Origin of the sequence: Pseudoalteromonas translucida KMM 520 (assembly GCF_001465295.1) — a bacterium.
Taxonomy (GTDB): Bacteria; Pseudomonadota; Gammaproteobacteria; order Enterobacterales; family Alteromonadaceae; genus Pseudoalteromonas; species Pseudoalteromonas translucida.
The window spans coordinates 1,705,261-1,731,099 of record NZ_CP011034.1 but is presented as its reverse complement, the minus strand read 5'-3'; the positions used below and the strand labels follow the sequence as shown (position 1 = coordinate 1,731,099).

The window sequence follows — 25,839 nt, the reverse complement described above, 5'->3', positions numbered from 1 at the left end:
TCACATTTATTTTTGAAATCAAAATAAGTCTATAATATCAGCAAGTTAAAGTGCGGGGTTTGTTAACTCATGTTGGTTTGAATTTAGCGTTAAACGCTATCAACATAATTTTTTATAATATTAAAGGATAAGTAATGCGCGTTGCTTGCTTACTAAAACGTCAAAGTAGCTAAAAATTATTTAAATTAGTTATTAATGATTGTTTTTTAGTTACTATCTTGAGCTTATGAGGTGGTTAGCTTAGTATTGAAAGTACTCAAATGGTATTAACTATAGAAGTAACCAACATATGGAATTTGTGCATCCACTAGAACCTATTTTAATCATTGATGATACAAAAAGCAGTCGCGACTATCTAAACCAAATTTTAACGGATCTTGGTTATGAAGACATTCTTGAGTGTGAAGATTTTGATTGTGCAAAACCGCTGCTTAGCGAAAAATCCCCAAAGGTTATATTTTTAGATGTCGAAATACCTGATTCTGAAGGTAGCGATATTTTAACTTATATAAATAATCGCTATCCGCATATTCATGTTGTTATTTGTTTTGGCCATAACAGTTTCGAAAATGTAGAAAACACGTGGGAACTTGGTGCTAAAGGGGTTATAGCAAAACCATTTAATGTACAAAAAGTAGATACAGTAATGAAGCGTTTAGAGCTCATTGAATAACAATAAGGTTAGTATGCAAAGTTCTGTTAGCGCAATTATAGATGATTTATCTAATGTTATTTTTGGTAAAAAACAGCAAATTAAGCTCGCACTTACCTGCTTATTTAGTGAAGGGCATTTACTAATTGAAGATTTACCTGGCATGGGTAAAACAACACTATCGCATGCCTTGGCAGCCGTTTTAGGCTTGTCGTACCAACGAATACAATTTACCAGCGACTTACTCCCAGCCGACATATTAGGTATTAATGTATTTAATAGTAATGAACACAGTTTTAGCTTTCATAAAGGGCCTATTTTTAGTCAAGTTGTTTTAGCAGATGAAATAAACAGAGCAGGACCTAAAACACAAAGCGCATTACTAGAGGCAATGGAAGAACAACAAGTTACTGTTGATGGTAAAAAGCACTCTCTTCCTACCCCATTTTTTGTTATTGCTACACAAAATCCATTACATCAATCAGGTACTTACCCTTTACCTGAGTCACAGCTAGATCGTTTTTTAATGCGTATTAGCCTAGGTTTCCCGCCAAAAGAAGCCGAAAAAAGGCTGTTACTAAATATGCAAAAACGCGATTACACCCAGCTTCCACAACGCATTACTGAGCAACAATTAGCTCAAATCCAAGCTCAAATTAGCAATATTACGCTAAGTAACCCTGTGATTGATTATATTATTGAATTGGTAAATTACACACGCGAGAGTAATAATTTTGCTGCATCGTTATCGCCACGCGCTAGCATGGCATTAGCAAAAGCAGCTAAATCATGGGCTTATATAGATGGTCGTGATTTTGTTATGCCTGAAGATGTGCAAGCCGTTTTCGCCAGCGTTTGTCAGCACCGTTTAGGGTTACATAATGAGTCGGGCGAAGCGCAAGTTATGCAAATATTAAAAGCTGTTTTGGTTCCGGTATAGCATTTATGCCAAATAAAACAGCTAAGCGCCCTGCTTTGTTTAAGTCGTTTAAACGTGCGATATTTAATAAATTATTAAAAAACAAACATTTAAAGCAGTCTATTACACTTGAGCACAAAACAATTTATGTTTTCCCGTCATCCCTTGGCTGCTACTTTATTAGTGTAGCTATTTTAAATTTTGTGATGGGAATTAACTATCAAAACAACTTAATTTTGATCATGGCTTATTTAATGTTTGTGGTTATGATTATTGCTGTACTACTGGGTTACAGCAATGCAAAAGGGCTAACTGTTACCTTTAAAAATTCACTTTCGAGCTTTGCACCACAAAAACCACAAGTTCAGTTTACTGTACAAAGCCCCTCGATTTGCCAATCTGTGATGCTAATTTATCAAGGCGATCAACAAACGCAAATTAATCATGATGAAATAACTAATACAACCCAAACGCTAAGCTTACCACTACCTTATAACAAACGCGGGTGTTACGCACTACAGCGAATAAAAATTGCCAGTAATTATCCGTTTGGTTTGATCACTGTGTGGAGCTATATTCAATTACACACTCGTGTTTATGTTTACCCTTCACTTGAAAAAGTGTTTAGTGACGCTCAGATTAATAGCCTAGCCGAGCAAGCCGAAAACGGTATTGCCAAACAAATTGGTAGTGAAGAGTTTGAAACATTAATACCGCACTTGCCTGAAATGGGATTGCAAAGAATTTCTTGGAAACATTTTGCTAAAACACAGCAGTTATTAGTTAAAGAGTTTGTTGATTTTAAAGCTGCTGATGCATTATTTGATTTTGATTTAATGCATGGCGATACCGAGCAACGCTTAAGCCAGCTGTGCTTTTTAGTATGTGAAGCAACAGAAAATAACACTCCCTTTATGCTAAAACTACCAAGTAAAATAATAGCTACCAACGTAGGTGTGAAACATAAAACACTTTGCTTAGAAGCACTTAGTACATTTAATGGTGATACAAAGTGACGGCATTAAAAAACTTAAAGGTAATAAATTATTCACTGTGTTTTATATACAGCGCTTTAGTAATGTTTTTTACTGCCCACTTACCAATTGTATTTATTAGTGTATTAGCATTACTTTGTGCATGGAATTTTTATGTAACCATAAGTAATAAAACTAAACCTAATGCCTGGTTGGCTAACGCTTTAGCAGCTCTTGCTTTAGGGTTAATGCTTTTTAGTGTGGGATTTAGCGACACGGTTATTTTATTTGTGGCTATGTTGTTGCTTTCAAGCTTATTTAAGTTATTACAGGCGAAAACTAAAAAACATTATCATGTAATAACAACGCTGACATTTTTTTCGCTTTCGGCGGTTTATTTATTTAACCAAAGTATTTTAACTACTTTAGTAGTGAGTAGTTTGTATATTTTAAACTTTGCTGTATTGGGCTTGTTAGAATCAAAACATAATTTAAAAGTCGCATCTAAACAAAGCGGTAAATTACTATTATTGGCATTACCGCTGGCGATATTTTTATTAATATTTTTACCAAAAATGCCGGCATTTTGGCAACTTCCTGGGCCAAAGTTAGCTAAAACAGGCTTGTCTGAGCAAATAGATCCGTTTGATATTGCCAAGTTATCTAATTCAGATGAACTGGTTTTTAGAGCTAAATTTAATGATCTAGCGCCTAAAGCACCTCTATATTGGCGAGCCTTAGTACACGATGAGTTTAACGGTAATGCGTGGCTCACTTCCGATTTATTAAAACATAACAGCGTAATTAAAACTAAAGCGCAACAAGTTAGTAGTTTAACAAAATACGACTATTCGATTATTGCCGAGCCCTCAAGTCAAAAATGGTTATATGGGCTCAACTTTGCAACCAGTAATAACGATAACGTAGAGAGTAATTCGCTGGGGTTATTACGTAAAAAAAATTACCAAGCTAAAAGTGTGCAGTACACAGCAAGTAGCTCTGCATTAACACTAGCCCCTTTATTACAGTGGCAAACTAAGCATTACAAACATTTAATAAATAACGACAATAACAAAGCAAGTGCCCTTGCCCACAATTTAAAGCAAAATTTAACCAGCGATCGCGATTTTTATACTGTATTACTACAGTACTTTATAGACAAAAAATTTAGTTATACGCTTAATCCAACGCCAATGAGCGGTAACAATACTATTGATCAGTTTATGTTTGAGCAACAACGCGGTTTTTGTGGGCACTATGCTAGTGCCGCAGCTTATATTTTTAGAAGTGCGGGTATACCTGCAAGAGTTGTCAGTGGCTATTTAGGTGGTGAGCTTAATACTGATAATAATACATTGTCCGTTCGCCAATATGATGCACATGCATGGGTAGAAGTGTATTTAGATAATGAAGGCTGGCAAATATTTGATGCCACAGCGGTGGTTGCGCCCGATAGACTTACAGGTTCGCTTTCGCAAAATGATGAATTAAATAATGAGTTTAAAAGTAATCTCGACTTTGGTTTGGTTAGTTTAAGTAACTTTGCAGCTATTAACTGGTTAAGGCTAGAGCTAGAAAACTTAGATTATAAGTGGTCTAGCTGGGTACTTGGTTTTGATGATGAAAAACAAAACGAATTTTTAAAATCTATTTTTGGCAGCCAGAATATTTGGCTGATACCGCTGGCTGTAATTGTTACTTTAGGGCTGACATTTGCTAGTTATTTTGTTTATTTAAATTGGCCTAAGCCCGCGACTAAATTAGCCCCCATGGTTAAAGAGTTTGAACAATTAATAAAATGGGCTAAAAAACGTAAATTTAAGATAGCCGATCATTTAACGCCTACCCAACAATTACACCACTTAGCTGCACAAGCGCCGCATATTGAGCAACAATTAATCGTGTTTAGCCAATTATTTAACCAAGTACGTTATGCTAAGAAACCATTTAATAAACAACGTAAAACTCAGGCAAAATATCTGATAAAATTAATTAAATCTACGAAACAGAGAAATCTATGAATGCGGTTGTTATAGGCGTTTTATTAATGCTTGGGCTAACCTTGGTCCGCGTAAATGTTATTGTTGCAATGATAATAAGTGCCCTAGTTGCTGGTTTAACCGCTGGTTTGGGCTTAAAAGAAAGTATAGACGCCTTTAATTCGGGGTTGTCGGCTGGTGCTGAAATAGCACTAAGTTATGCCATGTTAGGTGCTTTTGCAGTGGCTATTTCTAAGTCAGGTTTAACACGTATTTTAGCCGCAAAATTATTAGCAAAAGTTAATGCACAAAAAAGTGGCAGTGAAACCCTGCTCAGTTATTTTATTTTATTTATAATATTGATCTGCGCCGTTTCATCGCAAAACTTAGTGCCAGTTCATATCGCCTTTATTCCTATTCTTATTCCACCGCTGCTGGTGATTTTTAATAAACTTAGGCTAGATCGACGTGCCATAGCCTGTATTTTAACTTTTGGTTTAGCTACTTCTTATATGGTGCTACCGTATGGCTTTGGTGGTATTTATTTATATTCAATACTACATAAAAATTTAGTCGATAACGGGTTAGAAATAATAAATACCCAAGTGCCTATAGCAATGATAATTCCGGCTTTGGGCATGTTTGCTGGTTTATTAATTGCGATATTTTTTAGTTACAGAAAACGTCGTGATTACAAAGCGCTCCCGCTTACCATAGAAAGTAAAGAAACCACGGTAGAAAACCCTAAAAAGGTAATGTTGGTTGGCCTGTTTGCTGTACTTGCTTCACTTATTGCGCAAAATGCTAGCGGCTCAATGATTTTAGGCGGCTTAGTTGGTGTGATGATTTTTAGCGTTTTCGGTATCGTTAAATGGGAAGATAATGGTGACGTATTTAGTAAAGGCGTCGCTATGATGGCAATGATTGGTTTTATAATGATTTCAGCTCAAGGGTTTGCAGCTGTTATGCAAGCAACAGGTCATGTGGCTAGTTTAGTACACAGTGGCGCTGAGTTATTTGCTGGGAATAAACCCATTGCTGCGGCAGTCATTTTATTAGTTGGATTGTTTATTACCATGGGTATAGGTAGTTCATTTTCTACCGTGCCAATTATAGCTACTTTATTTGTTCCTTTATGTTTAGAGCTGGGCTTTTCGGTTATGGCCACTGCTGCCTTAGTGGGAACAACCGGTGCGTTAGGTGATGCAGGCTCCCCCGCTTCAGACTCTACACTTGGGCCAACTTCCGGGCTAAATGCTGATGGTCAACACGACCATATTTGGGACTCAGTTGTGCCTACCTTTATTCACTTTAATATACCGTTATTAATATTTGGCTGGATAGCCGCCATGGTACTTTAATCTAAGTAACGTAAAACTAAATTGAGGGATAACCTAATAATAGATTAGGTTATCCCTCCATCTCTGATTATTTATTAAAAAAACTTATACTGTTGTTTAGTTTATAGCATTTATAACTATATAGTATGATGTGTTCTTTAATGGGTTTTAAATAAGCACTACTTAAAGTGCTTACTTTTAATAACATTAAAATTTTTTATTCTAATGTTTTACTTGTCAAAACCATAAATCATTTTATCGCAAACCACAGGTGTTGGTCTGTGATCATCATTTACTGCTACAAAGGTAAAGCTGCCACTAATAGCAGAATGCTTGTTGTCATTATGCATAGTTTCAAGAAGTATATCGACATCAACTTTTAAACTGGTATTACCTACATGCACTACTTTAGCTATAAGTTCAGCAAAAGTTCCAGCAGGTATCGCTTCTTTAAAGTCTACTCTATCTGATGAAATGGTAACTAAAGGCTTACGGCAAAAACGCGTTGCCGCTATAAAAGCAACCTCGTCCATCCAAGCTAAAGCGTCGCCACCAAATAAAGTGTTGTGGTGGTTAGTTCGTCCCGGAAACACTGTTTTAGTTACCGACGTGGTGGAATCTTTAATACGTTGCGCGATAATAGCATCGCGCTCTACTTGTGTCATAATGTCTACTTTTTATTAGCTAATTTGTCTTGCATTAATAAGGCCGGATCAAGGCGTTGACCTTGCCAGTTAAAACGCCAATCTAAATGCGGGCCTGTTACTCGCCCTGTTGCACCTATTTCAGCTATTTTACTACCTTGCTCAATTTTATCGCCCAGCTTTACATCAAGCTTACTTAAATGAATATAAGTAGAAGTAACGCCGTGGCCATGGTCTAAAATAAGTGTGCCGCCAGAGTAATAAATATCAGGCTGCGAAAACACCACAGTGCCACTTATAGGTGCATACACAGGTGTGCCCGTTTTATTGGCTATATCTAAGCCAAAATGTGGTCTGCGTGGCTCGCCATTAAAATAACGTTGGCTACCATACACCCCAGATATACGCCCTTGTGCAGGTTTTAGCACAGGATCTAAAAAGTACAATAGGTCAGAATTAACTTGGCGCGCAGCTCTAATCGCAGCAGCCTCTTTACTTATACGTGCGCTGAGTTCTTTAGCCGGCGATACATACTTTTTAGCAACGCCAGTAATTTTATCAATTTGATAGTCGCGCTTAGTAATTACTAGGCTTTCACTGTGCTCAACACCAGCTTTATCAACCCATTTAAGTGTGTGATTTGTTGGTGCATCGCGACCAAAGCCAAATACAAAATCACCCTTACTCGAAAGCTTAAGTGCTTTATCGTTAAAGCTAACCGACTGCGCGTTACTTATATTACCGGTTACTAAACCGCCTTGAGTTAATTGCCCTTTTAGCTCAAGCGCCATCGCACTTAAGCTAGTAGAGGAAATTAACACGGCTGCTAATAATGTTTTAAGCATGGCTAATAGACCCTTTGCCTACTCCTTCGTAGGCCGTTATTTTTACCGCTTTTTCTGGATACTGTGCTTTTACCTGACCCGCTAAGTATTCGGCAATGCATTCAACCGTGGTATCGCTAGGTAAAATATCGCAACGCGATTCGCTAATAGCCATTTCAAAATAGCCTTGCGCTGAAGTATATGCAAAACATACATCACCGGCTTTTGCGCTAACGTGTTGTAACTCGTCTGCCTTAATTTGATCCTCAGCGGTGGCTAAATAAATGTCTTGCCACTTTTGTGACCATTCTTTTTGCAAGCGTGGCATAGAAATACCATCTAAGCTAATGCCAATTTGAGAACGGTGCCCATGAATAATACGTTGGCAATTGCCATCATGCTTTTTAAGGCCATGACTGTAATGGTAATAATAGCTTTGGTTATGCTCTGGCTTTAATGACAGCTCAATTTTTTCTATATTATCTGGTAGCTGTGGCAAAATAGTCGCTATTAAAAAATCAGTAACCGATGCAATAGTTACTTCATCAGCGTTAATCATACAATAAGCTTGATGTGGAGCACTCATAGCCAAATGGTGGTTATCACCAAAAGTACAATCTAATGTTTTATGGTCGCTAAACTCGCTAACCATGCCATTTAGATTATTAGGTACAGCTAAACGATGATCAATACACTCATCTATAATGCCTTTAATTTGCTTTTTAACTAACCCAAAGTCTAATACCATAGACTCATCGTTTAGTTTGCCATGCAAAGTTAAATCAACAATCCAGCTTTCGCCAACTGCGCCGCGTTTATTACACAAGTAAGAAAAATCTATCACTGTTAGTGAGTTAACAAAAAGGATCATAAATTTCCTTTAAACAGGTTAAAAGTCAGCTGTAATTATAATGATTTATGATTGTAATTGCGCGGTTTAATCAGGCTAAAATCAATTACACCAATCGATTGATGAAAAAACCTGCTAAATTTAGCTTTTTTAACTGATCCGAGTTGTTCAGCGTACAAGTGTACGCTAAAGTAGTTGGCAATTTATAAGCGAAGATAAGTGTTATGGAACCTAAAAATAGCTATACAAAAGAAGACTTGATCCTATGTGGTGAAGGTGAAATGTTTGGTGAAGGTAACTGCCGTTTACCAAGCGACAATATGTTAATGATGGACCGCATTACCTCTATTACTGCCGATGGCGGAATACACGGTAAAGGCGAAATTGTTGCTGAGCTAGATATTGACCCTAGCTTATGGTTTTTCGACTGCCATTTTAAAGGTGACCCTGTAATGCCTGGTTGCTTAGGTTTAGACGCTATGTGGCAGTTAGTTGGATTTTACTTAGGTTGGTCTGGCGGCCCAGGTCTTGGCCGTGCGCTAGGTGTGGGTGAAGTTAAATTTACCGGCCAAATTTTACCAACCGCTAAAAAAGTAACCTACCGCCTGGTAATGAAACGCGTAATTAAACGTAAATTATTTATGGGTGTTGCCGATGGCACGGTAGAAGTAGATGGCCGTGTAATCTACGAAGCGAAAGATTTAAAAGTGGGTCTATTTCAAGACACCAGTGCATTTTAATTAACTGTTAATAATTAAAATACACATACAAAAATGCCTCCACTTGGAGGCATTTTTGCTTAAATTCAGTTATATATACTATGTTTTATAAAGATTACGATTATCTATTGCTTCGCGCCAACCACCTAACCATTCTGATTTTGGATCAACTTGTTGATAGGGACAATGCTCTTTAGAGCGACCTGCTAAACCTGCTTTAAATCCTTGAGAATGTGCTCTCTCTAAACGATCTCTTTTTTGTCTCTTCATCGGTAATATCCTCACCTTTGTATTTATATATTTTGTAGCATTAGTGAAATCTACATGTAATGAATAGCTAATAAAAAAGGTTAATTCAAATTATAAAAGCAATTAATTAGTTTGACTTTAACTAAGTTGCTGATGCAATGATGAATTAGCTTTTTAAAAAGTAAGTGGTCGTACTTGCACTGTATTGACCGGTTTAAACTAACTTAAAAACACGATTAAACAATCGCTTTATTACACTCTTGTGTACATATTGTGACCGGCTAATTTAGCCTTAGTTCCAAATAAATTCAGTCTATTTTTGAATTTTTTTAGTTTATTTAATAAACAACACAATTAACGCTTGATTATTTAAAGTCGATCGGTCTAATATGATGCATGAACAAAAACACATCAACTCCAGTAAGGCGTGGTCGCCCACCCAAAGTAGCCAGAGAAAACGCTGATACCAAAGCGTTACTTATTCGCACAGGCCTAGAAACACTAACCGAGTTTGGCTTTAGCGCAACCGGTCTCGATACCATATTAAAAAAAGCAGCCGTGCCTAAAGGCTCTTTTTATCATTACTTTAAAAGTAAAGAAGCGTACGGTATTGCCCTAGTTGATGCTTACGACAGTTATTTTATTGCCAAACTTAATCATTATTTACAACAAAGTGACGTTCCCCCGCTGGAGCGAATAGTCAACTTTACCCAAAGTGCCATTAAAGGTATGAAAAAGTACGATTATAAGCGTGGCTGTTTGGTAGGTAATTTAAATCAAGAACTGAATCACTTAAGTGACGAGTTTAAAACCCGCTTATTGCAAAGTTATACTAGCTGGCAAAACCTGGTAGAGGTGTGTTTAAACCAAGCAAAGCAGCAAGGTACAATTGCCAGCAGTGTAAACACCCAATTAATGAGTGAGTATTTTTGGATTGGTTGGGAGGGTGCGGTTATGCGTGCCAAGCTCACTAAGTCTAATACCCCACTTACTTTATATACAGAAATGTTTTTACGCGCATTACTAACCTAATGCGTTTTTTTACCAATTAAAAGACGATCGGTCTAAAAGGATATCCCATGAGTAACCCAATTAAAGCCATTGTTATTAATAAAGATGATAATAACTACAGCGCCTCTTTAAGCAGCATTAATGGTAGTGACTTGCCGAATGAAAATGTGAATATTGATGTGCTATACAGCACTTTAAATTATAAAGATGGCTTAGCAATAACCGGAAAAGGTCCTGTGGTACGCAGTTTTCCTATGGTGCCGGGCATAGATTTAGTAGGCACTGTGAGCCACTCCACCAGCGATGAATTTAAAAGTGCCGACAAGGTAATTTTAAATGGCTTTGGTGTAGGCGAAAAACACTGGGGTGGGCTTGCTCAAAAAGCAGCACTTAATAGCGATTGGTTAATACCCTTGCCTGCTGGCATTTCACCTAAACAAGCTATGCAAATTGGCACTGCGGGTTACACCGCTATGCTCAGTGTAATTGCACTTGAAAAACAAGGCATAACACCCGATTCAGGCGAAGTACTGGTAACCGGTGCTAATGGTGGCGTAGGTAGTTTTGCAATATATTTACTAAACAAGCTTGGCTACAATGTAACCGCTGCCACAGGACGTATGGAGCAAAGTGATTATTTAAAAGAGCTTGGGGCAACAAACGTAATTAATCGTGATGAGCTTTCAACCCCCGGCAAGCCGCTACAAAAAGAACGCTTTGCCGCTGCTATAGACTCAGTGGGCAGCCATACTTTAGCTAATATTTGTGCCTCGTTAAAATACGGTGGTGTTGTAACCGCATGTGGACTTGCACAAGGTATGGATTTACCAGGCTCTGTAGCACCGTTTATATTACGTGGCATTCGATTAATAGGCATTGATAGTGTAATGCGCCCAAAAGCCGACCGAATTGAAGCATGGGATCGTTTAGCGTCTTTGGTAGTAGCTGATTACCTTGATAAAATATCGACTGAAATAACGCTTGAACAAGTAATTGATAACGCCGAGCAGCTTATGGAAGGTAAAATTCGTGGCCGTGTTGTAGTTAATTGTCAAAGTTAAGCTATTTACTCTGTTAAAGCCTCGTTATTAAATTTATAATACAATTTGTATTTTAATAACGAGGTAACACCTATGAGCAACCAAGAACTTTTCAGTAATAACCCACTGCAAGGCGTAAAATTAGAACAAGTGGTTGAAGAGCTGGTTGAACAATATGGGTGGGAACTCCTATACGCTTATTTACAGCTAAATTGCTTTAAAAATAATCCTGATCTTAAATCTGCGGTTAAATTTTTACGTAAAACACAGTGGGCACAAGAAAAAGTAGATAACTTTTATTTGTATCGCCTTAAAAACTTACCACGTCCTGATGATGTGCAATACGAATTACCACCGCGTGATCGCGTGATCCCTGCTGATCATAAACCTGGTGAGCCGTGTGAGTTAAGCTTTACTGATGCAAAGCGTATCATGGAGAAAAAAGAGACTAAGCAACGTGCGCGTACCCGTAAACAGCGTGTTAGCTCAACTAACCCTTGGGGTAACTAAACCACAAGGTTACAGTACACACTATTAAAGCTGGCATTGCCGGCTTTTTTATTACGCTAATCTACTCATACCATGTAAATTAACTACAACAGCTATATAAACTCCACTTTAGTAACTTAGTAGCCCCTATCTTGCCAAAAATCTACATCTGAGCGCTCTGTAGCCAGTGCTACATTAAATGTTTTATCCGCTATAAGTTTGCCATTGTACTCTATGGTCATGCGCCAATTACCAAGTTTATTATTAATTGGTGGCCATAAAGTATCGCCTAAATAAAAATGCCAGTCGCTGTCTTTAACATACACTACTCCGGAAAAAGGAGGCATTATATCGCCTTCGTCATCAGGTATATTAGGATGATAAATACAGTAATGTAGTTTTTCGCCTTTGGCTTTTTTAATATTTATGATCAAACCAAATTCAACATCAAGAGTAGCGATGACCTCAGTAGTAAATTGCTCTATTTGTGGCAATGCTTTACTGTCGTTATCCCATGTTGAGTATATACCGTAGCTTTGCAGCGTAATTATCGGTTTTATTTTAGCCATATTACCTAACTTTATATTTAACCTTTATTGTAACCAACTAAATGGTTGAATTTTCTATGCTTAAACTGTCACTTTTGGGTTTTTAGGATAGTAATGATTGCCCTGCTGCTCACACAAACTAAACTCACGAGTATTTTTGTAAGGTAACTTCATAAAACCGGCTACCCCTACATCGGTAATATTAACTGCGTATTGCATCAACTTATTAAGCAGCCGCCTAAACTCATCTTCTTTACTGGCATCGAGCAGTCGGTAGTAATGATGTATTTTGAGCCTATCGGGCAGCGCTTCAAAAATAATACAGCCAGTGTGATGTATTTGGTTTAGTTCAAACACACATTTAATTACTTTTTTAGGCAGTTGTAGTTGCTCGTCGGGATCTTTACCATCTTCAAAGTAAGAATGTGACCGGGTTACATCACTGGCATTTACATTCACCGTTTCAAAATCAAGTTCGGGTAAACTTTCAAACTTAAAAGCGCCGGTTCTGTCGCGCTCTAGCTGAATAGTTTTACGCGCGTCAAACAAACAACATTTAAACAGTCCTTTTTGGCTAATTGCTTGTGCCAGCATTACGGTGTTATTTACTGCATCGGTAAATGCAGCGGCTAACGTTTCGTTATACAAAATTAGCGATGATTCAACAAACAGTGACTCATCTTTCCAATGAAAGCTTAACCCGCCTACAGCAGGGTATTTTGCTAAACGACTAATTGAAGCTAAAAATGCTTTTTCGGTATCCCCGGTATCAAACAAAAATTCTTTATAGTAACGATCTAATTGGGCATCGTTTACATCAAGTAATTGCTGCTTATGATCCGCTTGGCGTAAAAACTGTTTTCGTGAACTGTATACAACGGTTTCGGGCTCTTCGTCATAACTAAACCAAAACGGAATAGCGGCTTTAACTACTTTTTTAGGCAACTCGGGTAAGTAGGCTTTCGCCATATTAGTAATGTTACGCATAAAGTAGTCACCTGCGCTATTTCTCACTTGTTTGTTTTTAGAGAGCATACCGTCAATTACTTTAGCCAGCTCTATTGGAAGCCCTAAACTGCTGGCCGGAATAACGTCTACTCCAAACCGGCAAGACTGTGCAGAAGCAAGCGCGTACAAAGTTGCCGCTACGCCTTGCTCATCAAAACGCGGAGATGATTGCTCTCCCGACATTTGTGCTTCACCAATAAAGTACACATCGCCCATACGTGCGTTAGTTGTGCTTAGGTCTGCCGACATTAAATCCATAAAATTACTGGCAATAGGGTTGCCGTCACTGTCTATTTGCGCGTATACCGAGCTTCCCCAATCCACTAACGACAGTGCATCACTGGCTTCGTCCCATACTAAGTTTGAAGGTTTAATGTCGCCGTGCACAATAGGTTGCGCTGTTATACCCGTATTATGATTACGCAGATCGAGCAGCACGTTTCTGAGTCGCACTGCCAGCGTCATAATTTTTGCAGCGCCAATTCGGCCTTTTTTTAACGATACTTTTTCAAGGTCTTCGCCCATAGCGCGAGCCATCATTAAAATACCTTGTTTTTTAATTCGCTCAAATGCATAAAATTCAGGTACAAGTGGATTGTTAATTTGCGATAGCATGTAAGCTTCGTCTTCTAGGCGGTCGCGTATACTTTGCGCTAGTGTAATACGCGAAAACTTAAATACCCAAGGTAAGCCGGTATCGTCATGCCCCGCAAATACAAAACCAAAAGCGCCTGAGCCAATCATTTCTACATTTTCGTAACCAAGTAAGGTAAGTTTTTTAATACATATATTAAGCCACTGCCGATGCTTTTTAGCATCGTGGTGTGAGAGCAAATAAACAGATTGCTCTTCGTTAATATAAAAGTTACGAATTTCTTTGGCTTGCACTGTATTTTCTCAATTAAGGAAGTAATAACGGCTTAAATTAATAACCCTTTTAGCTGTGTAATACTCTATTTTATTTAAAGTTTTATCTCAAGTAATAGCGCTCGTTTAAATTTAAAGGCTACATATCGCTATAAATTGCGCATTCAACGTATAGGGCTTAACCTATTGGGCTAAAATAAGGTAAAACAGGGCTTTGTATTCTTTTGGGTTAAACAATGACAAACATAATTAAAGCCTCTTCCTTAGCTATAGCGCTTTGTGCTGGCATGAGTTCGCACGCAGCTGAGTTTACTTTCTCATCAAACATAAACAAAGATGCACAAACATTAGTCGTATTTTATAGCCAAGATGGAAAAAACAAACAGTTTAAAGCACTTAATAAAGAGTTTAAACAGCATTTACAGCGCGTAATAGACATTGAAAATTTTAAGGGCGATTACGCCAGTGTTGCCGAACTTATAGCACCACAAAACAGTAAATATGATCGTATATTAGTGGTAGGTACGGGTAAACAAAAAGAACTAGATAAAGCCCGTATTGCAAAATTAGGTGGCAATATACATGCTCGCTTACTTGGCAATAAAGTAACAACCGCAAGTGTAATATTTGATGACGTAACCGGCTTAAATAATAATGCCGAGTTAGCAGCTAACTTTGCTCATGGTGCTAATTTACGTGACCACCGCTTTGAAAAGTATAAGCAAAAAGCCAACACAGAAACCATTAGTTACACATTTGATGTTACCAATACTAAGCAAACACAAAAAACATATCAGTTGCTGCAAAGCATTCAAGCAGGGGTGTTTTTAGCCCGCGACTTAACCTCTGAAGTTGCTACCCACATGACCCCGGTCGACTTTGCAAATGCAGCTAAAGAATTAGAGTCTCTTGGCGTTACTATTAGCGTACTTGAGCCAGCCCAATTAAAAGAGCTAGGCATGGGAGCGCTTGAAGCCGTTGGTCGTGGTAGCGAACAAGGCGCTCGCCTTGTAGTTGCTCATTATAAAGGCTCTAACGACGCACCTATTGCCCTAATAGGTAAAGGTATTACATTTGACTCTGGCGGCTACAGCATTAAAACAGGTGCATCTATTGCACGAATGAAATCAGACATGGCAGGTGCAGCAGCGGTGCTGGGTACAGTAAAAGCTATGGCCCTTGCTAAAGCAGATAAAAACGTAGTTGCAGTGATGGGGATGGCCGCTAACATGGTGTCGCAATTTGCTGTAGCACCGGGCGACGTAGTACGTACCGCTGAAGGCTTAAGTGTAGAAATACTTAATACCGACGCAGAGGGCCGCTTGGTTCTTAGCGATTCAATGTGGTATGCGCGCAAGCACTTTAATCCTGAAATTATGATTGATGTAGCTACCTTAACAGGCTCTAAAGTAGGTGCTGTTGGCAATGAATATGCGGCAGTATTTTCACAAGATGATAAATTAGTGACGCAATTAACCTTAGCCGGTAAACAGGTTAACGAAAACTTATGGCGCCTACCTTTAGGTTATAAAGATGCTTTAAAGTCGGATATTGCTGATTTAACCAATGTTGGCTCCAGCGGCCCTGGTGCAACTACTGCAGCAAGCTTTTTAGAGCATTTTGCCGGTGACACTCGCTGGGTACACATTGACATAGCTGGTAATGCATTAGCTAAAAAAGGCAAAGACGAAGTATCTGCAGGCGGTACCGGGTTTGGCGTGCGTTTATTGAGTGAATGGCTACTTAGTAATTAAATATACACATTAGGCTAAAACACAAAAACGCCAAAAGCGCATACATGCTTTTGGCGTTTTTTATTGTTAGTTAAAGCAATATAACCCTTAACCTAGAAGGTCAAACACCTTCTAGTCGTAACCATACTTATTATTAAACGCTTCATCGCTCATGGTTAATAAAATAATAAACTCTACAAATGCAATGATCGCCGGAATAGCTGTCCAAAAGAACAACAGATAAATAAAGCCTAAGCCAATTTGCCCTAAGTAAAACTTATGAACACCAAAGCCACCCAAAAATACCGCAAGCAGTGCTGCAGCTATTTTACTTTTACCATTGGGCGCAGTACCACCTAATGAGTTAGGTTGCGCTGTTTGTCTTACCCCACATTTAGGACAAATCTCTGCTTTTAAACTAATTACGCCTCCACAGTCCGAACAAAACTTTTCGTCTGCACTTTTTAATGTTGCTGCATCACTCATTAATAACTCGCCATTGTTTATAAATATGCTTCATAGCGTAGTTAAGTAAATATCAGTATATAAATTATTAGTTTTAATTTTTAGATACTTGAAAATATTTAACAGCTAAAAACTGAGCACAACAGGCAAACAACACCCAACATAAATAAAACAATAATTTTACATTTAAATGCTTTTAGACGATTTATATAGTACAAATAAACGATGTGCAGCTATTAAAACTCGATAGTATCAATAATCAACACTAAATAATGTTAACATAATTTACATTTAGTTAGTTGTTCTGCATAAACCCTTTTGCTTAATAGCGCAACACCAAGTTAATTGTGGTTTTTTAATGGAGTATCAAAATGATAAAATTTAAATCGATAACACTATTTTTTAAAATGTGTACTGTTACGGCATTATTAAGCAGTTCAGCCTCTTACTCATTAGGCTTCTCACAAACCTACACACAGGCTTACTTACAAGCCTATGCTCAAGCTTCATCTAAAGATAGCAAGCAAGCTCCAGCTCAAAACATTCCTCAAAACTCGGTATACCAATTAAATAATACCTGGTTAGATCAAGACGGCCACGAGCGTTTATTAAGTAGCTTTAGTGGTAAAAAGCAAATAGTGAGCCTTATTTATACACACTGTGCGCATACCTGCCCTACTATAGTGTCGACCATGCAAGCTATTGAAAATAAGCTTAGTGATGAAGAAAAAAACAATGTTGGGTTTATATTAGTCTCGCTTACCCCTGATACAGACACCCCGACGGTATTACAAAGCTTTGCACAAAGCAGAAAACTAAGTGCACATAATTGGAGCTTATTAACAGGCTCAGCCGATGATGTGCGCAGCTTAGCTGAGGTATTAAACATTAAGTATCAAAATATAGGGGATAGCGAGGTAGAGCACTCTAATTTAATGACGGTGCTTGATAAGCAAGGCAGGATCAAGTTTCAAAAAACGGGGTTAATTAGTAATGCAACTTTCACTGCTAAGGAACTTGCCAATTTTTAAACTTCTAACCTATTCACTATTACTAAAAATACAAATATAAACACTTTATTGGCAAATAGAGTGTTTATATTATTTTTATAATTATTTACTTTAAATACTTCCCTACCAGTTAAGTCCACTTTTAATCTCTAATATATTTTTAATCATCTACTTCAATTACTTACAACATAGAGCATTATGACGTATAGCTTGCTTTATCTCCCCCATCGCTAATTTTTCATTGTCTGGTTGGATTTACCTCGTTTTATTACTGCTTGGTGGAATACTGGGTAAGAAACTGCAACATGCTGTTATTAAATAATACCTTTTATATTAAAATGCCGACTTAAGTTATAAGGCGACATTTTTTACTAACCGTTATTTTTTAAACAGCATGCGCTTAAGTGTATTGTCTTTAATAATATAATGATGCAAAAGTGCTGCGCTGGCATGTAATGCAATTAAGTAATAACCAAGTACGCCCGTTGTTTCGTGTATGTATTTAATTTGTTTTGCCAGATCAGTGTTTTTTGCCGCTAATGCGGGTAATTCAAAGCCATAAAAAGGGATTGGCGCATCAAATAAACTCAGCATAAACCAACCAGCCAAAGGCATTGCAAACATAAAAGCATAAAGTGCAATGTGCGTAATACTAGCTGCCATGGTTTGCCATTTTGCTGGTCTGGGCGTTATTAATGGTTTAGAACCACTTTTTAAACGAATAAATAGCCTAATAGTAACAAGCAATAAAACTGATAACCCCAGCATAAAATGCCACATTTTAAATAAATCGCGAGTTTCTGTGCCCTTATCAAATAAAACCCGTAGTTCAATAGATGCATACACAGCAATTAATACTAATAGCATTAGCCAGTGCAAGGTTATTGAGAATTTATTGTAATGGGTAGATGTGTTTTTTATAGCCATAAAACCTCTAAAAATCTAAGAAATAAATGCGCTGTGTACTTCTCAAGCACACCGTACTTAAGAAGTTTAGCGCGTTTAAAACTTTTACAGTGTTTAAAGTAAGCTTTTAATGATCTAGCACAATGACTATTTAATTTATATCTATCGGCACTATCGGTATTGATAACTTAAACCAAGTCCCGCCCAAAATACATCTTGTAATAATTCATCATCGGCATAGCGGTTAGAATCTTTATTAATAGCCAAACTGTAGTTGCTATATGCGTATAACTGTATGTTTTTTATTACTGAGTAAGATAAATTGGTACTAAATTGCACATGATTAGCACCATTATGCCCATCGGCCACATACCCCGAATTAAAGCCAACACTGGTTTTAAAATCAAGCTGCATTACTGGCGTTAATTGATACTGTTTATTTAGCGCAACATCTAAAAAAGCACCTTGTGCATCAAAAGAATAATATAAACTACTTATAAGCTGAATCTGCTGTGCAAAAGAGTAAATAAGCTCAAGGCTAACCTCATTATCGTAAGCGTTACTGCTTTCTTCGCGCGAGGCAATTGCACTATACCCACTTAATAGCTCAAGGTTTTTTGATAAGGCCGTTGCATATATTATATTTAAATTAACTTCTGAATAGTCGGTATTAATACCTTTAGCAAACCAAGGAATAATTATGAAATTTTCATAATTTAGCTCTGTAGATACAGATGCAATCCCTTTATTTGCTAAATTATCACGCCCCTCAGTAACATAGCGGTTTTCCCAATAGGAGTGAATGTGCCAGTCGTAGCTGTTATTAGGTTCAATGTTAGTTAACGTCTCAACTTTTATATGACCCGCTGCATCTGCTGAAACATTTTGCACAGCACTATACTCTTGCGTAGTTTGCGCTAAAGCAAGGGAACTAAAACAGACACTAAACGCAAATAAAAAACCGAAAATACATAACTTCATTAATAACCTAAATTTTTATAGTAGTATTTAGCTCAGTTACTGAGCTAAAAAGGTCGGCTATACTACTACTCGAATAGGTAAATGAGCAATAAATTTTGTTAACTTTATTAAATAAAAACACTGCAGCTAGGGCTAGCTACAGTGTTAAAAATACGGAATATAATGTAGGTAATTTAAAATTTTATAAATGCGTTACTAAAGCTCTTCGCACTCCCAGTTTGGTTTTTCAAATTTAAACAGTGCTAATCCTAAAAGTGCTATCACTATTGCAAAAGCTAACCAAGATGATAAAAGCTGTGCTGCAAAAAACCAACCCACTGCAGCGGCAATAACACTAATAACAAGCTGAGCCATAAGCGGAACTTTACCTTTGGTACCGTAAGTAAGTTTATAAGCTTTAACTAATTCATCAGCCACAAAAAACTCACAAAGTGTTACGCTTTTAGTTAAACCGTGGGCATTTAACCTAATTTTGGCTGGGTTGCCATTTACTTCAAACTGATGAGTAGAGCTAAACTTAAAGTTTTGTGCTTCGCTAACTATCTCACCGTTAACTTTTACAACTTCTTTTCCCGATACGGGCGAGCAGTAATAGGTAACTTCTACGTCATCACTATAAAACTTAAAATGCATTCCATTTTTGGCCGAAACCTCTACTTGATTTGTCATCATCATCCTTATTGATATTAACTTTATTATATCGTTTCCAAAGAAAGTTAACAGTATGCTTACAACAATAAATCGCTAACTGACTGATAAAAATCTATACCTCAATAAAAACAAACTGTAGGCCTAAAATCAAACTCGTTAACATTGCTGATCAGTACTAAACTTTTGTTCATCGGCAGTTAATTGATCTGCATCAATACATTTTTGCACTTAAGCGCAATACTAAGTTAATCGTCATTTATAATGGAAAATATAAAATGAAAATACAACCTAATAAGCACACTCTATGGCTCCCTCTATTAGCTATTTTATTTAGTGGTAACCTACTTGCTGCCAGTAATTTAAAAACTGAACAAGCAATACTAACGCCTCCTCCTATGGTGCCACCCGCCATTAATAGAGATCACAGTGCAAAAGTAGTTATCAACCTAGAAACAAGAGAACAAGTAGGCAGAATTGCCGATGGCGTTGAATATGTATTTTGGTCATTTGGTGAAACCGTACCAGGGAGCTTTATTAGAGTTAGAGAAGGAGATGAAATAGAGTTTAACCTCTCAAATCACCCTAGTTCAAAAATGCCGCACAATATTGACCTACATGCAGTAACAGGCCCTGGTGGTGGCGCGGAGTCGTCATTTACAGCCCCAGGGCACACTTCTACATTTAATTTTAAAGCACTTAACCCAGGGCTTTATATTTACCATTGCGCCACTGCTCCTGTTGGTATGCACATAGCCAATGGCATGTATGGCTTAATTTTAGTTGAACCAAAAGAAGGCCTTGCGCCTGTAGACCGTGAGTATTATTTAGTACAAGGGGATTTTTATACTAAAGGTGAATTTGGTGAAGCTGGCTTGCAACCTTTTGATATGGCAAAAGCAATTGATGAAGACGCAGACTACGTAGTATTTAATGGCTCAGTAGGCAGTACCACAGATGAAAATTCTTTAATCGCTAAGGTAGGTGAAACAGTTCGGTTATATATTGGCAATGGTGGCCCTAATTTGGTTTCATCTTTTCATGTAATAGGCGAAATTTTTGATACCGTTTATGTAGAAGGCGGCAGTTTAAAAAATCACAACGTACAAACCACATTGATCCCCGCTGGCGGCGCTGCCATTGTTGAATTTAAAGTAGAAGTACCGGGTACTTTTATTTTGGTCGATCATTCTATTTTTAGAGCATTTAACAAAGGCGCGCTAGCAATGCTAAAAGTAGAAGGCCCTGACGACCATTCTATTTTTACAGGCAAAACAGCTGAAAACGTATATTTACCAGAAGGCTCAGCAATACAGTCGTTAGATAATACTTTTACCAAAATAACAGCCAACAATAAAAATGAACAAATACGATTCGGTCAACGTATTTATGAAGCTAACTGCATGGCTTGCCATCAAGCTAATGGCGAAGGTATTCCCGGAGCATTCCCGCCTTTAGCAAAGTCTGATTATTTGAACAACAACCCACTTTTAGGTGTTAATGCGATTATTAAAGGCTTATCGGGTCCGATTAAAGTTAATAACGTTAACTACAACGGCGTAATGCCAGCAATGAACCTAAATGACGAAGATATTGCCAATGTTATTACCTTTGTACTAAATAACTGGGATAACGCCGGCGGAAAAATCTCTGCTGAACAAGTTGCTAAGCAGCGCAAGTAACATGATTTTTTCTTTATTAATGATGTCATTGGCACTGGCAGAGCCACCTAAAATGGTAGCGCTGCCCGCAGGTAACTACAGGCCACTTTATATGAATAAAAACAGCCCACAAACATTTGTGGGCGCTTTTAGCATAGATATTACACCTGTGACTAACGCGCAATATTTAAAGTTTGTAACAAACAATCCACGTTGGCAGCCACAGCAAATACCTAGCATATTTGCAGAAGCTCAATATTTACAACATTGGCAACAAAATCAAACAGCAAAGCAGCCATCACAGGGGCAATTAAACAGCCCTGTAGTTAACGTGTCGTGGTTTGCAGCCCAAGCTTATTGCCAGTCACTTAATAAAAGCTTACCCACGGTTGCTCAGTGGGAGCGTGTTGCCAGTGCCAGTGCAACTCAGCCCAATGGCAGCCTAGAGAAAAGTTATAACCAACGTATTTTACAATGGTATAGCCGCCCTAGTAGCAAACAACTCCCTGAGGTTGGTACTAATCCAGCAAACTATTGGGGAGCACAAGACCTACACGGCTTAATTTGGGAATGGACAGAGGATTTTAACTCCGCTTTGGTCAGCGGCGAATCTCGTGGTGATAGTGATATAAATCAAAAATTATTTTGCGCCGCAGGAGCGCAAGGCGCTGCTGATCCCAGTGATTATGCCGCATTTATGCGCTTTGGCTTTCGCTCTAGTTTGCAGGCCAAATATACTTTACCTAATTTAGGGTTTCGCTGTGCGAAATCAAAGGAATAAACAAATGATAAAATATAACCCAGCTATAATTTCTAATAATATAACACTTAAAATATTAGGGCTGATCTGCATGCTTGCCAGCTCATACGCTTACTCGCAAAACATACCACAAGACTCTGTTTATCAGCTTAACAGTACATGGTTAGATCAAGACGCTAATAAACGTACTTTAAGTAGCTTTAGCGGTAAAAAACAAGTCATAAGCCTTATTTACACACACTGCTTACATACCTGCCCTACTATTGTTTCTACCATGCAAGCCATTGAAAATAAGCTGAGTGAAACTGAAAAACAAGACGTAGGCTTTATTTTAGTATCGTTAACTCCAGACACAGATACACCTGCAGCCCTAAAAGAATTTGCACAAAGTCGAAAGTTAAATTTACAAAACTGGAGTTTATTAACCGGCACACTACAAGACGTTCGTAGTTTAGCCATGGTATTAAATATAAAGTTTCAAAACATAGACAACAATGAAGTAAACCACTCCAACTTAATGACAGGTTTAGACGAACAAGGACGCATTAAATTTCAAGAGCTTGGAGTAATAAATAACGCAGCAATAGCCGCTGAAAAGCTCGAAAACTTTTAAAGCACGTTATCCAAACTATAAAAACAAATAAACACTCGCTCAAAAGCAGAGTGTTTATTTTAACTTTAAAAATTTTTAATATGGAATCTTTAATATGGGACAGGCATATAAATACTATTAAAAAGCAAATGCGAGTATATTTATTATTTACTCGAGCGTATTACTTTCTGGTTTGAAGTTTATTCGATTTTAGGGGGATAACGAGAGTAAGAGGCTTATCCCTCACCTGCTGGATATTTGCTAACTTAAACTGGCACAATATTTTGAATGACCTCAAGCCATTGTTATTTAGTTATTTAGTTATTTATTTAAGTAATCACACCAACTGCTTACTTCCGCCAAAACAATAAGAGTAAATTTTACTGGTTAGAACAAAAAAACAGCGGGTGATCGTATTTACTCTGCATTAAATAACTTACACATTAACCAACACCTTTGTACCACTTGGCTTGGTTCTGCGCAGCTAAATTCATTAACCTTACTTTACTCCCTGCAAAGTTTGCATATTGTCTACGAAAATGCTGAATTGCGTTTAGCCACTCAGCCTCTTCTATATTTAATTTGGCTAATATATTGAGTACATTTTCACTTACTTCTCCTTGTTTATCGCAAGTAAAGCTACGGCTACTCCAACTTACTAACTCTAAATAGTCTATTAACCTAAATGGGATCGTGTCTGGATCTGCATTACTCCCCAATTTAAGTAATTGCATTGGTTGACTTTTATGCTCAAACAGTTCTGTTTTTTGTATAGATTGCTTACTATTTTTTGGCGTGTTTTTATAATTATGAATGCGCTCTTGAATTGATGTGAAATCACTATTTTTAAGTTCTGTAGCTATTTTCGCTCTAATTGGATTTAAATCAACATACGCCATACAACTTAAAATGGCCTTATCATCTAATAGTGCTTGGGATTTATAACGCCCTTCCCAGTATTTTCCAGTGCAGTTATCTTCTTTATTTGCTTGCCTGGCAATATACTCATTAAGGTTTTTGATATACCAGCTAATATCATAAAGTCGTGCTCGCCATGTTGCTATTATTCCACTAAAAATATGCAAGCTAGCCTCATTTAATTTCTCGCTATTTAAAAAGCGTTCAACCAAAGGGTCTCCTCGTTTGTATAACTTATACCAACGCCTTATAACCTCGTCAACAGACCAATCAAGTGCTTTGTTTTTATTTACTTTAACCACTATATGATAGTGATTACTCATAATAGCGTAAGCTGCTATATCAATAGCAAATACATCGCTCAGTAATTTCATCCGCTTAACAAGCCATTCCCTACGGTGGTCAAAGTTTTTGCCTGAGTATTTATCATTGCCGCACAAAAAAGCACGGCGAACACAGCGCGCTATTAGGTGGTAATAAGGTGTTGCCGATAAATCTATGAGTGACTTTCTAGCGCGGGTCATGTTTAACACTCCTGCTTTACATGTATATATAAACAGTAGTTCAAAGCGAGGAAATTACCAATTTTTTATGCCTGTCCCTTATTATCATGCATTAGCCGTTAAATATAGAAAACCGTTATTAAAAGAAAATTAGATACGTTTATAAAAGGAAGATTTAGATATTTCGCATAGATCAGATTTTGACGTTGAAGAAAGAGAGATAGACGGCAACCACACTCACATGCAGCCCAAGATTGGAGTGAAATTTTCTGTTAGGCATAATTAAGTAAGAAAACACCTCTAAGATTGTGGCTAAATTTTATTTTGGCCTCTTGTATTTAAAGCTTTGGAACGAAAAGGCTTTTTGGTCAGACTGTTATTTCGTTTGCTTTGTTGGTTGGGAATGCAAGTGCTGAAATCATCACGAAGTATATTCAAAAACAAGGGTAAAACAGATTCCCCCCGCGACATCACCTCGCTCTGCTCACAGATTTTCTTCTGCTAATTTATATAAACGGCCCTTTTACTGTTAACTGAAGGGCCGTATAAGTAGCAACTAATAATAGTTATACTCTGTTTTGTATCGCTAATTTAATTAATAATTTTATAAGTGCTATAAAGCAAGCTTTAGCCCTTCAACAGCGATATTGTATCCACGCGACTTTACTAATTGGCTTTCTTTACTCTCTAAATTAAGTAATGGGTTACTGTGATTCATATGAATAAACCACACTTTATTTTTTTCTGTGTCGCCTATATCTTTTAGCTCTGTCATTGTTTCTGCAACAAATGGATGAGGAATTTTAGACATATCTCTTCCTGGTAACTCACCATCATCATAAAAGGCTGCATCAATGAGTGCGTAGTCTACTGCTTTAATTGCATCCACCAGCCTTGTATCCCATTGTGGCCATTTATTAATATCAGGGATAAATAATGCTGACTTATTTGGCCCTTTTATTATGTAGCCCACAGTTTCTGAATACTCATCGCGATGCGGTACTAAAAATGGAGTTACTGTTATTTGGCCAAGCACTTCTGGTTGATTGTGTTGTAATGGCATTAGCTGAATGTTTTTATATTTAACTAATTGCTCCCAAGGGCCATTTCCCTTTAAAAACTGGGTCATTTTAGGCATTGCGTACACAGGCGTATTACTGGTGCCTGCCGCTTCGTGTCCCAAAAACATTAACCCCGTATAATGGCCAATATGGGCGTGAGTAATAAAAATGCCTGCAAGGTTGTAACGCGAAGAAGGCGCAACTCGCTCAAGTTGATAAAGTTGCTCTGGAAAGTTAGGCGTTGCTTCAAACATGTATTTTTTGTTATTTTTTGGGTCAATTACTCCCAATGACACCGCTCCGCGTTTTAACAGTGGATTTTCCCAGCCTGGCATACAATGTTGCTCATAACAGCCTGTTTGCGGGTATCCTGCATCTTGTGTTACACCCAGAATATAAAGATACGGCTCATTTTCAGCCGCCGTTGCATTAATAAACATGCACGAAAGTGCATAGCTAAAAATAAACAATAGTTTTTTCATTTTGCT

26 protein-coding genes are annotated in these 25,839 nt (G+C 37.6%); 14 read left to right on the top strand and 12 right to left on the bottom strand.

Annotated elements, in window-relative coordinates:
* The first annotated feature begins 289 nt into the window (after nt 1–289).
* Genes PTRA_RS08165 through PTRA_RS08145 form a run of 5 tightly spaced genes read left to right on the top strand, consistent with a single transcriptional unit; the run spans nt 290 to nt 5,885 of the window.
* Nucleotides 290–673 (top strand): response regulator, encoded by a 384-nt coding sequence (locus PTRA_RS08165; protein WP_058373391.1) that lies wholly within the window; start codon nt 290–292, stop codon nt 671–673.
* 13 nt (nt 674–686) lie between these two features.
* Nucleotides 687–1,592, top strand: coding sequence for an AAA family ATPase (locus PTRA_RS08160; protein ID WP_058373390.1), 906 nt, complete (start codon nt 687–689; stop codon nt 1,590–1,592).
* Nucleotides 1,593–1,597: 5 nt separating this feature from the next.
* Nucleotides 1,598–2,587, top strand: a complete 990-nt coding sequence (locus PTRA_RS08155; protein ID WP_058373389.1) for a DUF58 domain-containing protein — start codon at nt 1,598–1,600, stop codon at nt 2,585–2,587.
* Entirely contained in the window at nt 2,584–4,566 is a 1,983-nt protein-coding gene (locus PTRA_RS08150) for a transglutaminase TgpA family protein (protein ID WP_058373388.1), read from the top strand. Before PTRA_RS08155 ends, PTRA_RS08150 begins: the two co-directional genes overlap by 4 nt.
* Complete coding sequence (locus PTRA_RS08145) at nt 4,563–5,885, top strand: Na+/H+ antiporter family protein (RefSeq protein WP_058373387.1); 1,323 nt, start codon at nt 4,563–4,565, stop codon at nt 5,883–5,885. Before PTRA_RS08150 ends, PTRA_RS08145 begins: the two co-directional genes overlap by 4 nt.
* A gap of 209 nt (nt 5,886–6,094) precedes the next feature.
* Here PTRA_RS08145 and PTRA_RS08140 read toward each other — a convergent pair whose 3' ends face one another.
* Genes PTRA_RS08140 through PTRA_RS08130 form a run of 3 tightly spaced genes read right to left on the bottom strand, consistent with a single transcriptional unit; the run spans nt 6,095 to nt 8,203 of the window.
* On the bottom strand, nt 6,095–6,529 hold the full coding sequence (locus tag PTRA_RS08140; protein WP_011328175.1) for an acyl-CoA thioesterase: 435 nt from the start codon (nt 6,527–6,529) through the stop codon (nt 6,095–6,097).
* 5 nt (nt 6,530–6,534) lie between these two features.
* Entirely contained in the window at nt 6,535–7,353 is an 819-nt protein-coding gene (locus PTRA_RS08135; protein ID WP_058373386.1) for a M23 family metallopeptidase, read from the bottom strand.
* Nucleotides 7,346–8,203 (bottom strand): 6-carboxytetrahydropterin synthase, encoded by an 858-nt coding sequence (locus PTRA_RS08130; RefSeq protein ID WP_058373385.1) that lies wholly within the window; start codon nt 8,201–8,203, stop codon nt 7,346–7,348. Before PTRA_RS08130 ends, PTRA_RS08135 begins: the two co-directional genes overlap by 8 nt.
* A 203-nt stretch (nt 8,204–8,406) precedes the next feature.
* Between PTRA_RS08130 and fabA the strand changes: the two genes are divergently transcribed.
* Nucleotides 8,407–8,922 carry a bifunctional 3-hydroxydecanoyl-ACP dehydratase/trans-2-decenoyl-ACP isomerase gene (fabA, locus tag PTRA_RS08125; protein ID WP_058373384.1) on the top strand — a complete coding sequence of 172 codons (516 nt, stop codon included), beginning with the start codon at nt 8,407–8,409 and terminating at the stop codon, nt 8,920–8,922.
* Between the two features lie 78 nt (nt 8,923–9,000).
* Here fabA and rmf read toward each other — a convergent pair whose 3' ends face one another.
* Nucleotides 9,001–9,171, bottom strand: a complete 171-nt coding sequence (rmf, locus tag PTRA_RS08120; protein WP_058373383.1) for a ribosome modulation factor — start codon at nt 9,169–9,171, stop codon at nt 9,001–9,003.
* A 375-nt stretch (nt 9,172–9,546) separates the two neighbouring features.
* Between rmf and acuR the strand changes: the two genes are divergently transcribed.
* From acuR to PTRA_RS08105, 3 genes are all read left to right on the top strand, one after another.
* The gene (gene acuR / locus PTRA_RS08115) at nt 9,547–10,182 is read left to right on the top strand and encodes an acrylate utilization transcriptional regulator AcuR (RefSeq protein ID WP_058373382.1); all 636 of its coding nucleotides are present in this window, start codon (nt 9,547–9,549) and stop codon (nt 10,180–10,182) included.
* Between the two features lie 47 nt (nt 10,183–10,229).
* Nucleotides 10,230–11,222, top strand: a complete 993-nt coding sequence (gene acuI, locus PTRA_RS08110) for an acrylyl-CoA reductase (NADPH) (RefSeq protein WP_058373381.1) — start codon at nt 10,230–10,232, stop codon at nt 11,220–11,222.
* Between the two features lie 72 nt (nt 11,223–11,294).
* Nucleotides 11,295–11,711 carry a VF530 family protein gene (locus PTRA_RS08105; protein WP_058373380.1) on the top strand — a complete coding sequence of 139 codons (417 nt, stop codon included), beginning with the start codon at nt 11,295–11,297 and terminating at the stop codon, nt 11,709–11,711.
* A gap of 116 nt (nt 11,712–11,827) precedes the next feature.
* On the opposite strand, the gene PTRA_RS08100 is transcribed toward PTRA_RS08105, so the two are convergent.
* Together PTRA_RS08100 and PTRA_RS08095 are read right to left on the bottom strand one after the other, a co-directional pair.
* The gene (locus tag PTRA_RS08100) at nt 11,828–12,259 is read right to left on the bottom strand and encodes a DUF3859 domain-containing protein (RefSeq protein ID WP_058373379.1); all 432 of its coding nucleotides are present in this window, start codon (nt 12,257–12,259) and stop codon (nt 11,828–11,830) included.
* A gap of 60 nt (nt 12,260–12,319) precedes the next feature.
* Nucleotides 12,320–14,134 carry a protein kinase domain-containing protein gene (locus PTRA_RS08095; RefSeq protein WP_058373378.1) on the bottom strand — a complete coding sequence of 605 codons (1,815 nt, stop codon included), beginning with the start codon at nt 14,132–14,134 and terminating at the stop codon, nt 12,320–12,322.
* Between the two features lie 215 nt (nt 14,135–14,349).
* Between PTRA_RS08095 and PTRA_RS08090 the strand changes: the two genes are divergently transcribed.
* Nucleotides 14,350–15,867 carry a leucyl aminopeptidase gene (locus PTRA_RS08090; protein ID WP_058373377.1) on the top strand — a complete coding sequence of 506 codons (1,518 nt, stop codon included), beginning with the start codon at nt 14,350–14,352 and terminating at the stop codon, nt 15,865–15,867.
* Between the two features lie 111 nt (nt 15,868–15,978).
* Here PTRA_RS08090 and PTRA_RS08085 read toward each other — a convergent pair whose 3' ends face one another.
* On the bottom strand, nt 15,979–16,332 hold the full coding sequence (locus tag PTRA_RS08085) for a TM2 domain-containing protein (RefSeq protein WP_011328163.1): 354 nt from the start codon (nt 16,330–16,332) through the stop codon (nt 15,979–15,981).
* A 350-nt stretch (nt 16,333–16,682) separates the two neighbouring features.
* Between PTRA_RS08085 and PTRA_RS08080 the strand changes: the two genes are divergently transcribed.
* Nucleotides 16,683–17,342: an SCO family protein gene (locus tag PTRA_RS08080; RefSeq protein ID WP_058373376.1), complete on the top strand. Its 660-nt coding sequence runs from the start codon at nt 16,683–16,685 to the stop codon at nt 17,340–17,342.
* A gap of 357 nt (nt 17,343–17,699) precedes the next feature.
* On the opposite strand, the gene PTRA_RS08075 is transcribed toward PTRA_RS08080, so the two are convergent.
* From PTRA_RS08075 to PTRA_RS08065, 3 genes are all read right to left on the bottom strand, one after another.
* Entirely contained in the window at nt 17,700–18,248 is a 549-nt protein-coding gene (locus tag PTRA_RS08075) for a cytochrome b (RefSeq protein ID WP_058373375.1), read from the bottom strand.
* 150 nt (nt 18,249–18,398) lie between these two features.
* The gene (locus PTRA_RS08070) at nt 18,399–19,208 is read right to left on the bottom strand and encodes a hypothetical protein (protein ID WP_058373374.1); all 810 of its coding nucleotides are present in this window, start codon (nt 19,206–19,208) and stop codon (nt 18,399–18,401) included.
* Between the two features lie 195 nt (nt 19,209–19,403).
* The gene (locus PTRA_RS08065; RefSeq protein ID WP_058373373.1) at nt 19,404–19,877 is read right to left on the bottom strand and encodes a hypothetical protein; all 474 of its coding nucleotides are present in this window, start codon (nt 19,875–19,877) and stop codon (nt 19,404–19,406) included.
* Between the two features lie 257 nt (nt 19,878–20,134).
* On the opposite strand from PTRA_RS08065, the gene nirK reads away from it, so the two are divergent.
* The 3 genes from nirK to PTRA_RS08050 are packed head-to-tail and all read left to right on the top strand — an operon-like array spanning nt 20,135 to nt 22,890.
* Nucleotides 20,135–21,538 carry a copper-containing nitrite reductase gene (gene nirK, locus PTRA_RS08060; RefSeq protein WP_058373372.1) on the top strand — a complete coding sequence of 468 codons (1,404 nt, stop codon included), beginning with the start codon at nt 20,135–20,137 and terminating at the stop codon, nt 21,536–21,538.
* Nucleotide 21,539: 1 nt separating this feature from the next.
* Entirely contained in the window at nt 21,540–22,298 is a 759-nt protein-coding gene (locus PTRA_RS08055; protein ID WP_083497512.1) for a formylglycine-generating enzyme family protein, read from the top strand.
* A gap of 4 nt (nt 22,299–22,302) precedes the next feature.
* The gene (locus PTRA_RS08050; RefSeq protein WP_058373370.1) at nt 22,303–22,890 is read left to right on the top strand and encodes an SCO family protein; all 588 of its coding nucleotides are present in this window, start codon (nt 22,303–22,305) and stop codon (nt 22,888–22,890) included.
* Nucleotides 22,891–23,312: 422 nt separating this feature from the next.
* Here the strand turns inward: PTRA_RS08050 and PTRA_RS08045 are convergent, their stop codons facing one another.
* Together PTRA_RS08045 and PTRA_RS08040 are read right to left on the bottom strand one after the other, a co-directional pair.
* A complete protein-coding gene (locus tag PTRA_RS08045) occupies nt 23,313–24,311 on the bottom strand; it encodes a transposase (RefSeq protein ID WP_083497511.1) in 999 nt (332 codons plus the stop codon).
* A 592-nt stretch (nt 24,312–24,903) separates the two neighbouring features.
* Nucleotides 24,904–25,833 carry an MBL fold metallo-hydrolase gene (locus PTRA_RS08040; RefSeq protein ID WP_058373369.1) on the bottom strand — a complete coding sequence of 310 codons (930 nt, stop codon included), beginning with the start codon at nt 25,831–25,833 and terminating at the stop codon, nt 24,904–24,906.
* Nucleotides 25,834–25,839: the final 6 nt, after the last annotated feature.

Excerpts from the sequence above, each read along its gene's own strand:
- PTRA_RS08165 (WP_058373391.1), top strand. The coding sequence starts at position 290 with ATGGAATTTGTGCATCCACTAGAACCTATTTTAATCATTGATGATACA.
- PTRA_RS08065 (WP_058373373.1), bottom strand. The coding sequence starts at position 19,877 with ATGACAAATCAAGTAGAGGTTTCGGCCAAAAATGGAATGCATTTTAAG.
- PTRA_RS08050 (WP_058373370.1), top strand. The coding sequence starts at position 22,303 with ATGATAAAATATAACCCAGCTATAATTTCTAATAATATAACACTTAAA.
- PTRA_RS08090 (WP_058373377.1), top strand. The coding sequence starts at position 14,350 with ATGACAAACATAATTAAAGCCTCTTCCTTAGCTATAGCGCTTTGTGCT.
- PTRA_RS08135 (WP_058373386.1), bottom strand. The coding sequence starts at position 7,353 with ATGCTTAAAACATTATTAGCAGCCGTGTTAATTTCCTCTACTAGCTTA.
- PTRA_RS08105 (WP_058373380.1), top strand. The coding sequence starts at position 11,295 with ATGAGCAACCAAGAACTTTTCAGTAATAACCCACTGCAAGGCGTAAAA.
- acuR (WP_058373382.1), top strand. The coding sequence starts at position 9,547 with ATGAACAAAAACACATCAACTCCAGTAAGGCGTGGTCGCCCACCCAAA.
- PTRA_RS08045 (WP_083497511.1), bottom strand. The coding sequence starts at position 24,311 with ATGACCCGCGCTAGAAAGTCACTCATAGATTTATCGGCAACACCTTAT.
- nirK (WP_058373372.1), top strand. The coding sequence starts at position 20,135 with ATGAAAATACAACCTAATAAGCACACTCTATGGCTCCCTCTATTAGCT.
- fabA (WP_058373384.1), top strand. The coding sequence starts at position 8,407 with ATGGAACCTAAAAATAGCTATACAAAAGAAGACTTGATCCTATGTGGT.
- PTRA_RS08160 (WP_058373390.1), top strand. The coding sequence starts at position 687 with ATGCAAAGTTCTGTTAGCGCAATTATAGATGATTTATCTAATGTTATT.
- PTRA_RS08055 (WP_083497512.1), top strand. The coding sequence starts at position 21,540 with ATGATTTTTTCTTTATTAATGATGTCATTGGCACTGGCAGAGCCACCT.
- PTRA_RS08040 (WP_058373369.1), bottom strand. The coding sequence starts at position 25,833 with ATGAAAAAACTATTGTTTATTTTTAGCTATGCACTTTCGTGCATGTTT.
- PTRA_RS08080 (WP_058373376.1), top strand. The coding sequence starts at position 16,683 with ATGATAAAATTTAAATCGATAACACTATTTTTTAAAATGTGTACTGTT.
- PTRA_RS08140 (WP_011328175.1), bottom strand. The coding sequence starts at position 6,529 with ATGACACAAGTAGAGCGCGATGCTATTATCGCGCAACGTATTAAAGAT.
- acuI (WP_058373381.1), top strand. The coding sequence starts at position 10,230 with ATGAGTAACCCAATTAAAGCCATTGTTATTAATAAAGATGATAATAAC.
- PTRA_RS08070 (WP_058373374.1), bottom strand. The coding sequence starts at position 19,208 with ATGAAGTTATGTATTTTCGGTTTTTTATTTGCGTTTAGTGTCTGTTTT.
- PTRA_RS08100 (WP_058373379.1), bottom strand. The coding sequence starts at position 12,259 with ATGGCTAAAATAAAACCGATAATTACGCTGCAAAGCTACGGTATATAC.
- PTRA_RS08145 (WP_058373387.1), top strand. The coding sequence starts at position 4,563 with ATGAATGCGGTTGTTATAGGCGTTTTATTAATGCTTGGGCTAACCTTG.
- PTRA_RS08085 (WP_011328163.1), bottom strand. The coding sequence starts at position 16,332 with ATGAGTGATGCAGCAACATTAAAAAGTGCAGACGAAAAGTTTTGTTCG.
- rmf (WP_058373383.1), bottom strand. The coding sequence starts at position 9,171 with ATGAAGAGACAAAAAAGAGATCGTTTAGAGAGAGCACATTCTCAAGGA.
- PTRA_RS08075 (WP_058373375.1), bottom strand. The coding sequence starts at position 18,248 with ATGGCTATAAAAAACACATCTACCCATTACAATAAATTCTCAATAACC.
- PTRA_RS08130 (WP_058373385.1), bottom strand. The coding sequence starts at position 8,203 with ATGATCCTTTTTGTTAACTCACTAACAGTGATAGATTTTTCTTACTTG.
- PTRA_RS08155 (WP_058373389.1), top strand. The coding sequence starts at position 1,598 with ATGCCAAATAAAACAGCTAAGCGCCCTGCTTTGTTTAAGTCGTTTAAA.